8 protein-coding genes are annotated in these 9,918 nt (G+C 58.9%); 3 read left to right on the top strand and 5 right to left on the bottom strand.

Annotated features, from left to right (window positions below; genetic code table 11):
* Both BHE81_RS04865 and BHE81_RS04860 read left to right on the top strand, forming a co-directional pair.
* Nucleotides 1-1,053 (top strand): efflux transporter outer membrane subunit (locus BHE81_RS04865; RefSeq protein WP_228268702.1); only part of this gene is annotated, 1,053 nt, incomplete at its 5' end.
* On the top strand, nt 1,054-1,728 hold the full coding sequence (locus tag BHE81_RS04860) for an O-methyltransferase (protein WP_004151576.1): 675 nt from the start codon (nt 1,054-1,056) through the stop codon (nt 1,726-1,728).
* A 60-nt stretch (nt 1,729-1,788) separates the two neighbouring features.
* Here the strand turns inward: BHE81_RS04860 and hrpA are convergent, their stop codons facing one another.
* The gene (gene hrpA / locus BHE81_RS04855) at nt 1,789-5,691 is read right to left on the bottom strand and encodes an ATP-dependent RNA helicase HrpA (RefSeq protein ID WP_023301998.1); all 3,903 of its coding nucleotides are present in this window, start codon (nt 5,689-5,691) and stop codon (nt 1,789-1,791) included.
* 204 nt (nt 5,692-5,895) lie between these two features.
* Between hrpA and azoR the strand changes: the two genes are divergently transcribed.
* The gene (gene azoR / locus BHE81_RS04850; protein WP_149888786.1) at nt 5,896-6,501 is read left to right on the top strand and encodes an FMN-dependent NADH-azoreductase; all 606 of its coding nucleotides are present in this window, start codon (nt 5,896-5,898) and stop codon (nt 6,499-6,501) included.
* Between the two features lie 36 nt (nt 6,502-6,537).
* On the opposite strand, the gene BHE81_RS04845 is transcribed toward azoR, so the two are convergent.
* From BHE81_RS04845 to paaK, 4 genes are all read right to left on the bottom strand, one after another.
* A complete protein-coding gene (locus BHE81_RS04845) occupies nt 6,538-6,948 on the bottom strand; it encodes a GFA family protein (RefSeq protein ID WP_024622993.1) in 411 nt (136 codons plus the stop codon).
* Between the two features lie 8 nt (nt 6,949-6,956).
* Complete coding sequence (gene paaY / locus BHE81_RS04840; protein WP_002902883.1) at nt 6,957-7,553, bottom strand: phenylacetic acid degradation protein PaaY; 597 nt, start codon at nt 7,551-7,553, stop codon at nt 6,957-6,959.
* 9 nt (nt 7,554-7,562) lie between these two features.
* Nucleotides 7,563-8,489, bottom strand: a complete 927-nt coding sequence (paaX, locus tag BHE81_RS04835) for a phenylacetic acid degradation operon negative regulatory protein PaaX (RefSeq protein ID WP_004194367.1) — start codon at nt 8,487-8,489, stop codon at nt 7,563-7,565.
* Nucleotides 8,490-8,588: 99 nt separating this feature from the next.
* Nucleotides 8,589-9,905 carry a phenylacetate--CoA ligase PaaK gene (paaK, locus tag BHE81_RS04830; RefSeq protein ID WP_020803996.1) on the bottom strand — a complete coding sequence of 439 codons (1,317 nt, stop codon included), beginning with the start codon at nt 9,903-9,905 and terminating at the stop codon, nt 8,589-8,591.
* Nucleotides 9,906-9,918 lie beyond the last annotated feature (13 nt).

Raw genomic sequence — 9,918 nt, 5'->3', positions numbered from 1 at the left:
GCCGCCACTGGCCTGCCGATCCACAGCACACTGTATAAGGGCGGCCTGACCGCCAGCTATGATGTCGATATCTGGGGAGCGAACCGCAGCGCGGCCAACGCCGCCGGGGCCAGCCTTGAGGCGCAGAAAGCCGCCGCCGCCGCCGCCAATTTGAGCGTCGCCAGCTCGGTGGCCGTTGGCTACGTCACGCTGCTGTCGCTGGATGAGCAGCTGCGGGTGACCCAGCAGACGCTAACATCAAGGGAAGACGCGTGGCGCCTGGCCAAACGTCAGTTTGAAACCGGGTATACTTCACGCCTTGAGCTAATGCAGGCGGATTCGGAGCTGCGGTCAACGCGGGCGCAGATCCCGCCGCTACAGCACCAGATTGCGCAGCAGGAAAATGCGCTCAGCGTGCTGCTCGGCGATAACCCTGGCGCGGTAAAACGCGGCGAGTTCGCCCAGCTTACCCCGCTGCGTCTGCCGTCGCAGCTGCCGTCCACCTTGCTCAACCGCCGTCCGGACATCGCTCAGGCCGAGCGCCAGCTGGTGGCCGCCGACGCCACGCTGGCCTCGTCGCAGGCGCAGCTGCTGCCCTCTATTAACCTGACCGCTACCGGCAGCCTGCAGGACCGGACGCTGCCGGATCTGCTGGACAACCCGCTGCGGCTGTGGAGTCTTGGCGGCAGTATTCTGGCGCCGCTGCTAAACCGCCAGGCGTTAAATGCCCAGGTGGACGTCTCCATGGCCCAGCGCAACCAGGCGCTCTATAGCTATGAGAAAACGGTGCGCAGCGCGTTCAAAGAGGTCAATGACAGCCTGGACGCCATCAGTCGCTATGGCGAACAGTTAACCGAGCTTCAGGAACAAGAGACCGTTGCCCAGGAAACCTTACGTATTGCACAAAACCGCTACCGTAACGGCTACTCTTCTTATCTGGATGTGCTTGATGCCCAGCGAACGCTGTTCTCCACCCAGCTTAGCGTGGTGCAGGTGAAGAACAACCTGCTGCTGGCGCAGATCGATCTGTACCGGGCGCTGGGAGGCGGCTGGTCTGACTCATCAGGGAGCTAAATGGGGAAGCGTCATATGCAACAACAGTGGTCGGCAGTAGACAATTATTTGATTAAGGCCTTAATTCCCGGCGATCCTGTGCTCGATCGGGTACTGGAAAACAACCATCGTGCCGGGCTCCCGGCACACGATGTCGCCGCCAATCAGGGTCAGTTTCTCGCCCTGCTGGTACGGCTAACCCAGGCTAAGCGGATACTGGAGATCGGCACCCTCGGCGGCTATAGCACCATCTGGATGGCGCGCGAGCTTCCTGCCGACGGCCAACTCCTCACCCTGGAGGCCGACGCGCATCATGCCCAGGTGGCGCGGGAGAATCTGCAGCTGGCGGGCGTTGACCAGCGGGTCACGCTACGGGAGGGACCCGCGCTACAGTCCCTGGAGTCGCTTGGCGAATGCCCCGCTTTCGATCTGATCTTCATCGATGCCGATAAGCCGAATAACCCCCATTATCTGCGCTGGGCGCTACGTTATTCCCGCCCAGGAACCTTAATTATTGGCGATAACGTGGTACGCGACGGCGAAGTGGTCAACCCACAGAGCGCCGACGAGCGCGTTCAGGGTGTGCGTCAGTTCATTGAGATGATGGGCGCCGAGCCAAGGTTGACGGCAACGGCGCTGCAAACCGTGGGCACTAAAGGCTGGGACGGCTTTACTCTGGCGTGGGTAAACGCTTAAGCGTGGACGCCTGACCAGTAGCCCCGGTAAGCGCAGCGCCACCGGGGACAACCAGCCAGGCTATGGGGTAATTTGCTCCATCGCCTGCAACACTCGCTTGTCCGAGATAGGATACGGGGTGCCCAGCTGCTGGGCGAAGAAGCTGACCCGCAGCTCCTCGATCATCCAGCGGATCTCCCGGACATCGTCGTCCTCACGGCGGTTCGGCGGTAGCTTATTCAGCCACTGCTGCCACGCCTGCTGCACGCTCTCCACCTTAAGCATCTGCGCCCGATCGCGGTGCGGATCGATAGCCATCTTCTCCAGACGCTTTTCAATCGCCTGCAGATAGCGCAGCGTATCGCCAAGACGGCGGAAACCGTTGCCGGTGACAAAGCCGCGATACACCAGACCCGCCATCTGCGCTTTGATATCCGACAGCCCCAGCGCCATGGTCATATCCACCCGGCCTTTCAGCCGTTTGTTGATATTGAACACCGCGGTGAGGATCTGCTCGACCTGTTTAGCGATCTCCACCACCGTGTCGTTGAGCTCGGCTCGCACTTTATCGTGCAGCTGACTAAAGCCCTCTTCCGTCCACACCGGACCGCCCGCCTCGTCGATAAGCTTATCAACACCGCAGGAGATGCAATCGTCAATCAGATCCAGCACTTTGCCGTACGGGTTAAAGTAGAGCCCAAGCTTGGCTTTATTCGGTAGTTTCTCGTGCAGATACTTAATCGGCGACGGGATGTTGAGCAGCAGCAGGCGACGCAGACCGCGCCACATGGCCTGCTGTTGTTCCTGTGGATTATCAAACAGCTTGATGGCCACGCTGTCGCGCTCGTCCACCAGCGCCGGCCAGGCTTTCACCTTATAGTTACCGCGCTTCTGTTCGTAACTTTCCGCCAGGGTGCCAAAGCTCCAGATATGCAGCCCGCTCTGCTCAATACCGTCATCAGCGACCGCCGACAGCGTCTCCTGCACTTTGCCCTTCAGGGCGTCTTTCAACGCCTGCAGCGAGCGCCCTTCCTGCAGCTTCTTGTTTTTATCATCCACCACCCGGAAGGTGATTTTCAGGTGATCGGGCACCTGATCCCACTGCCAGGCTTCGCGGTCGATGGTCACGCCGGTCATCTTACGCAGCTCGCGCTCCAGCGAATCAAGCAGCGGCAGCTCAAGCGGCGTCGCCCGGCCAAGAAACGCTTCCGCATAGTTGGGAGCCGGGACGAAATTGCGCCGTACCGGCTTCGGCAGCGATTTTATCAGCGCGATAATCAGCTCGCGACGCAGGCCAGGGATCTGCCATTCAAACCCGGCTTCCTCTACCTGGTTGAGCAGCGGCAGCGGAATATGCACCGTTACGCCATCGGCATCGGCGCCAGGTTCAAACTGATAGCTAAGACGCAGTTTAAGATTGCCCTGATGCCAGAAATTCGGGTAGTCCAGTTTACTGACCTGCTCCGCCCCCTCTTTAATCAGCATGCTCTTTTCAAAATTGAGCAAGTCTGGCGTTTCGCGGCTGGCCTGCTTCCACCACTTATCAAAGTGGCGAGCGGAGATGACATCGTGGCTAATGCGCTGGTCGTAAAACTCGAACATCGTCTCGTCATCAACCAGGATGTCGCGACGGCGCGACTTATGCTCCAGCTCTTCGATTTCCGCGCGCAGCTTCAGGTTATCGCGGAAGAAGGCGTGCCGCGTCTGCCAGTCGCCCTCTACCAGCGCGTGGCGGATAAACAGTTCGCGGCACAGCGCCGGGTCGATCTGGCTGTAGTTGACCTTACGCGCGGCGACGATCGGCAGGCCGTAAACGGTGACCTTTTCCGTCGCCATCACCGCGCCCTGCGCCCGCTCCCAGTGCGGCTCACTGTATGAGCGCTTGATCAGGTGCTGCGCTACCGGCTCCACCCACTCCGGCTCAATGCGGGCGGCAATACGCCCCCACAGCCGGCTGGTCTCCACCAGCTCGGCCACCATCGTCCACTTCGGCGGCTTTTTAAACAGGCCGGAACCCGGGAAAATAGAGAACCGCGCATTACGGGCGCCGGTATACTCCTGTTTATCGGCATCCTTCATGCCGATGTGCGACAGCAGACCGGTCAGCAACGCAGTATGGATCTCGCGATATTCCGCCGGCTCACTGTTGATCGGCAGGCCAAGCTCTTTCACCACCTGGCGCAGCTGGGTGTAGATGTCCTGCCACTCGCGCACACGCAGATAGTTAAGAAAATCGACCCGGCACTGGCGGCGGAACTGATTCGACGACAGCGCCTTCTGCTGCTCGCCGAGGTAGTTCCACAGATTGACGAAGGCGAGGAAATCGGACTCTTTATCGTGGAAGCGGCGATGTTTTTCGTCAGAGGCCTGCTGTTTGTCCATCGGCCGCTCGCGCGGGTCCTGGATCGACAGCGCGGAGGTGATGATCATCGCTTCCCGCACGCAGCCGTGCTTCTGCGCCTCCAGCACCATGCGCGCCAGACGCGGATCCACCGGCAGCTGGCTGAGCTGGCGGCCCAGCGGGGTTAGTTTATAAGCCGTTGCCTGCGCATCGGTGGTGATGGCGCCCAGCTCTTCCAGCAGGCGTACGCCGTCCTGGATATTGCGCTTATCCGGCGCTTCGACAAACGGGAAGGCGGCGATATCGCCTAAGCCCAGGGCGGTCATCTGCAGGATGACCGACGCCAGGTTGGTGCGCAGAATCTCCGGGTCGGTAAATTCCGGGCGCGACAGGAAATCGTCTTCTGAATAAAGACGAATACAGATCCCTTCCGAAACGCGGCCGCAGCGGCCCTTACGCTGGTTGGCGGACGCCTGGGAAACCGGCTCGATCGGCAGGCGCTGCACCTTGGTGCGGTAGCTGTACCGACTAATACGCGCAGTACCGGGATCGATAACGTACTTAATGCCCGGCACGGTCAGCGAGGTTTCCGCCACGTTGGTCGCCAGCACGATGCGCCGTCCGCTGTGCGGCTGGAAGACGCGGTTCTGCTCGCTGTTGGACAGGCGGGCGTACAGCGGCAGCACTTCGGTATGGCGCAGATCCAGCTTATTCAGCGCATCGGCGGTATCGCGAATTTCCCGCTCACCGCTCATAAAGATCAGAATATCGCCGGGCCCTTCGCGCCCCAGTTCGTCAACCGCATCAAAGATCGCCTGTAACTGATCGCGCTCGGTATCGTCCGCCTCTTCCACTATCGGCCGATAGCGCACTTCCACCGGGTAAGTCCGCCCGGAGACTTCGATAATCGGCGCATTATTGAAATGCTTTGAGAAACGTTCCGGGTCGATGGTCGCCGAGGTAATGATGATTTTCAGGTCCGGGCGGCGCGGCAGGAGCTCTTTCAGATAGCCGAGCAGAAAGTCAATATTCAGGCTGCGCTCGTGCGCCTCATCGATAATGATGGTGTCGTACTGCATCAACAGACGATCCTGCTGGATCTCCGCCAGCAGGATACCGTCGGTCATCAGCTTAACCATGGTGTTTTCGCTGACGTGGTCGCTGAAGCGGACTTTATAGCCGATGCAGCCGCCCGGCTCGCTCTGCAGCTCTTCGGCAATACGATTGGCGACGGTCCGCGCCGCCAGGCGACGCGGCTGGGTATGGCCGATGAGTCCTTTCAGCCCGCGCCCCAGCTCCATGCAGATTTTGGGCAGCTGGGTGGTTTTACCCGAACCGGTCTCCCCGGCGACGATCACCACCTGGTGGTCGCGCACCGCCTCGAGAATCTCTTGTTTTTTCTGGCTAACCGGCAGGTTTTCCGGATAGGTGATAGCCGGACGCGCCGCTTCGCGCAGCAGGACTTTACCGGCTGCCTGGCTTATCTCCAGCGCCATCTCCTGCAGAATGGCCTGTTGCGATTCAGGATTTTTAACCTTCTTCACGCCGTGTAGACGGCGGGCAAAGCGCGTTTTGTCGCGCAGCATCAGGCCGTCGAGCTGTTGATAAAGCTGGGGGAAGGTGATTTTTTGTTGTTCTGTCATAGCGTTATCGGGCAGAGCTCTGCCGGGAAAATCTCTTTTGAAGTATTGCCTTAGAGTACCACATCTGTGTCATTCGTGCCTTGTTCAAAAAATCTGAACATAGGATTCGATATATTGCGCTATCTCTGTGGCGCGATTGTGAATACAGTGTCAACAAGCACCAGGGCATTGACCCGTCAATCACATTAAAAAAAGGAAACACCCATGAGCAAAGTATTAGTTCTGAAATCCAGTATTCTGGCAGGGTACTCACAATCTGGTCAGCTTTCCGACTATTTTGTTGAACAATGGCAGGAAAAACACCCTGGCGATGAGATCACCGTGCGTGACCTGGCCGCCAATCCGATCCCGGTTCTGGATGGCGAACTGGTTGGCGCCCTGCGTCCGAGCGACGCGCCGCTGACTCCGCGTCAGCAGGAAGCGCTGGCCCTTTCCGACGAGCTGATCGCCGAACTGAAAGGCAACGATGTGATTGTTATCGCTGCGCCGATGTACAACTTCAACATCCCGACGCAGCTGAAAAACTATTTCGACCTGGTGGCTCGCGCCGGCGTCACCTTCCGCTACACCGAGAAAGGGCCGGAAGGTCTGGTAACCGGTAAACGCGCGGTCGTCGTTACCAGCCGCGGCGGTATCCATAAAGATACTCCGACCGACCTGGTCACCCCATACCTGTCCACCTTCCTCGGCTTCATCGGCATCACCGACGTGAACTTTGTGTTCGCCGAAGGTATCGCTTACGGCCCGGAAGTCGCGGCCAAAGCGCAGTCTGACGCGAAAGCGGCCATCGACAGCGTGGTTGCAACCTAATATTTCACTCCTCTCGCTTCCTGCGGGAGGAGAGTTTTACTTTTTCTCGTAGCGTAAATACCCCACCACGCCTCCGCCGCCATCCTTTGGATGATTCACGCCGTCGTTGACCTCCACGCAAGGGAAATCGAAAGGCGAAACGCCGTCAATGCAGGCCACATTCACCCCATACTGCTCTGGGTTTGATCGCCGTTGATGAAAGGTGTAGATCCCGCATACCGAGCAGAAAAAGTGCACGGCTTCCCCTGTATTAAAGCGATACTCTGTGAGCTTATCCCCTCCGCGTACCACCTCTATTCCTGAACGCGGCGAAGAGACCGCGACCGCCCCACGCATGCGACAATATGAGCAGTTACAGCGCCGAACGGTGTTGAAGCCGTCGCTGAGTTCCACGGTAAACGCCACCGCACCGCAGTGACAGTGAGCGGATAATTTCTCTGCCATAATTTTACCCCTCAGGTTGCGGCTTTTGGCCGCAGGTTTTCATCAAACGCCAGCCGCTTACGCCCTGCTTCGACTTCCCGTAATGGCTCCACCTGGTGCAGCGTCTGCTTACAGCGTTCCACCAGCGCCTGGTATTCACGGGTACCTTGTTTTTTCCACGCCAGCTCCTGTTCGCTCAGGGTGCGAATCGCTTTTGCCGGGCTGCCGATAATCAGATGGTTGGCGGGCATCTCGGCGTTGGCTTTGACAAAGGCCGAAGCGCCGACAATGCTGTTTTCGCCAATGACCGCCCCATCGATAATCACCGCACTCATGCCCACCAGCGCGTTGCGGCCAATCACGCAGCCGTGCAGAATAGCGCCGTGGCCGATATGGCCCTCCTCTTCCACCACCGTATCCTGGCCGGGGAAGCCATGCATCACGCAGTTATCCTGAATATTGGCGCCGTCTTTGACCACGATGCGCCCGAAGTCGCCGCGCAGGCTGGCGTTGGGCCCAACATAGACCCCTTTGCCGAGGATCACGTCGCCAATCAACACCGCGGTCGGGTGAACGTAACTCTCCTCCGGCACCACCGGCGTCAGTCCATCAATCTGATATATCGGCATGCAACCTCCTTATGCGCCCGGCAAACCGCCAAAGCGCTGATAATAGAGCGGACCCGGCACCGGGAGCTCGCCCACCGAGCTCTCACCTTTCTCGCTGACGAACGCCAGCGCGCCGGGACTCACGCGTTGATAAATATTGATACACAGCTGGCGGGCGGTTTGCCCTGCCCAATGCGCCGGCAGGAGCTCTTCCGGCAGCAGCGGGTCTTTGAGCACCACCCGGCGATAGAAATGGATAAGGAGCAGTTGGATCTGGAAACAGCGATCCGGCGTCAACTCTGACGGGTCGCAATCGCGCAGCAGCGGCAGTAGAGGTCGGAACAAGGCGATAAACGCCTCGTACATCTCATTTTGTTCGGTGAGATGCCAGCACTCCTCCACCCGGCTGCGCAGGGCCGCTCTGGAGAGCGCCAGCGGCGAATGGGCTTCAAAACAGATGACATTTTCAGCGACGCCCGCTTCGTGGAGCAGAGACTGGACATCGGCCAGCTTTTGCGACGGCGAGGCCAGCAGGCTCGGCGCCAGCGCGCCAAACCCCTGCCACAGCAGCTGCTTTTTAACGTCGGCGAGCACATTTTTCTCCAGGCCTTCCGAAAGCAGCAGCAGCCAGGTACCGTCCCATTCCGGGGCACTGGCGCGATAAATTTTATGCTCCGCGCGCCGGGTCAGGCGCAGCCCTTTATCACTCAGGCGATAGAAGCTGCGCCGGCCGATGCGGACAACATCAAGCCACTCTTCTTTATTGAGGCGAAACAGCGCGGTGCGTACGAAGCGCTCGCCGAAGCCTAATCCTTCCAGCAGCGCCGCGACGCTGCCCAGCCACACTTCCCCACCGCGTTGTAATAAAGCGTCGCCATACAGCGAGGCAATTAATGACGTGCCGCTGATCGGCATCGCCGTCACCGCTTGTTGAATAAAGGCGTCGAGTTTACTCATCTGATTCATTCTGTTGTTATATTTTTCCTTTATGAATCATAGCACAGGAAATTCCCGGCTTACGGCGTAAAGGCCTCAGCCGGGTTATCGGGGAGAGGATTAACCGCTAACCACCGCTTTTCGCAGGTCGAATACCCGACAGGCTTTCCCTTCCGAGCGCGGAATGCTGCCGCAGTTGACGATAGTAATATCGGTGGAGATCCCGACCATCGACTTAATGCGGTGACGCAACTGATGGCAAATCTGGCAGCGTTGTTCATGACTCAGCGCCAGCCCGCTCTCTTTCAGCTCAACGCGCACCGCCAGCGAATCCAGATGACCGCGGCGATTGACCTCTAACTGATAGTGCGGCGCCAGATGTTCAAACTTGAGGATCTCCTCTTCCAGCTGCGAGGGGAAGACGTTAACCCCGCGGATAATCAGCATATCGTCGCTGCGTCCGCTGATGCGATCCATGCGGCGCATGGTCCGCGCGGTTCCCGGCATCAGGCGCGTCAGATCACGGGTACGATAGCGGATCACCGGCAGCGCTTCTTTGGTCAGGGTGGTAAACAGCAGCTCACCATGCTCGCCATCTTCCAGCGGCGTACCGTCGTCCGGGTTGACGATTTCCGGGAAGAAGTGGTCTTCCCAGATAGTCGGGCCGTCAACGGTTTCCAGACACTCCATCGCTACGCCCGGTCCCATGACTTCCGACAAACCGTAAATATCCAGGGCGGTGATCCCCAGCCGGCGCTCGATTTCCGCGCGCATCGCCAGCGTCCACGGCTCAGCGCCAAAGACGCCGACCCGCAATGAACAGCTGCGGGCATCGCCGCCCATCTGGCGCTCCAGCTCTTCAATCAGATTCAGACAGTAGGACGGCGTCACCATGATCATATCCGGCTGGAAATCGCGGATCAGCTGCGCCTGTTTTTCGGTCTGTCCGCCGGACATCGGGATCACCGTCGCGCCCAAACGTTCCGCGCCGTAGTGCGCGCCAAGGCCGCCGGTAAACAGGCCATAGCCGTAGGCGACGTGAATTTTATCTTTTGCTGAACCACCGGCCGCGCGCAGCGAACGGGCGACAATATTGGCCCAGTTATCAATATCGTTTTGCGTATACCCCACCACCGTCGGTTTGCCGGTGGTGCCGGAAGAGGCGTGAATGCGCACCACCTGCTCCATCGGCACCGCGAAGGTATCGAAGGGATAGTTGTCGCGCAGATCCTGTTTGGTGGTGCAGGGGAATTTTTGTAGATCGTTTAATTCCCGAAAGTCGTCAGGGTGCACGCCGGCGGCGTCGAATTTGCGGCGATACATCGGCACATTTTCGTACGCATGCTTCAGCGTCCATTTCAGGCGCTGGGTTTGCAGGGCCTGCAGTTCGTCACGCGATGCGGTTTCAATCGGATCTAATTTTGTAGTAGTTATCATTGTAGGGTACTCG

The sequence above is a fragment of the Klebsiella sp. AqSCr genome, from assembly GCF_008452795.1.
Lineage (GTDB): Bacteria > Pseudomonadota > Gammaproteobacteria > Enterobacterales > Enterobacteriaceae > Klebsiella > Klebsiella pneumoniae.
This window is presented reverse-complemented; position numbering and strand designations above follow the sequence as displayed.

Excerpts from the sequence above, each read along its gene's own strand:
- paaK (WP_020803996.1), bottom strand. The coding sequence starts at position 9,905 with ATGATAACTACTACAAAATTAGATCCGATTGAAACCGCATCGCGTGAC.
- paaX (WP_004194367.1), bottom strand. The coding sequence starts at position 8,489 with ATGAGTAAACTCGACGCCTTTATTCAACAAGCGGTGACGGCGATGCCG.
- azoR (WP_149888786.1), top strand. The coding sequence starts at position 5,896 with ATGAGCAAAGTATTAGTTCTGAAATCCAGTATTCTGGCAGGGTACTCA.
- hrpA (WP_023301998.1), bottom strand. The coding sequence starts at position 5,691 with ATGACAGAACAACAAAAAATCACCTTCCCCCAGCTTTATCAACAGCTC.
- paaY (WP_002902883.1), bottom strand. The coding sequence starts at position 7,553 with ATGCCGATATATCAGATTGATGGACTGACGCCGGTGGTGCCGGAGGAG.
- BHE81_RS04860 (WP_004151576.1), top strand. The coding sequence starts at position 1,054 with ATGGGGAAGCGTCATATGCAACAACAGTGGTCGGCAGTAGACAATTAT.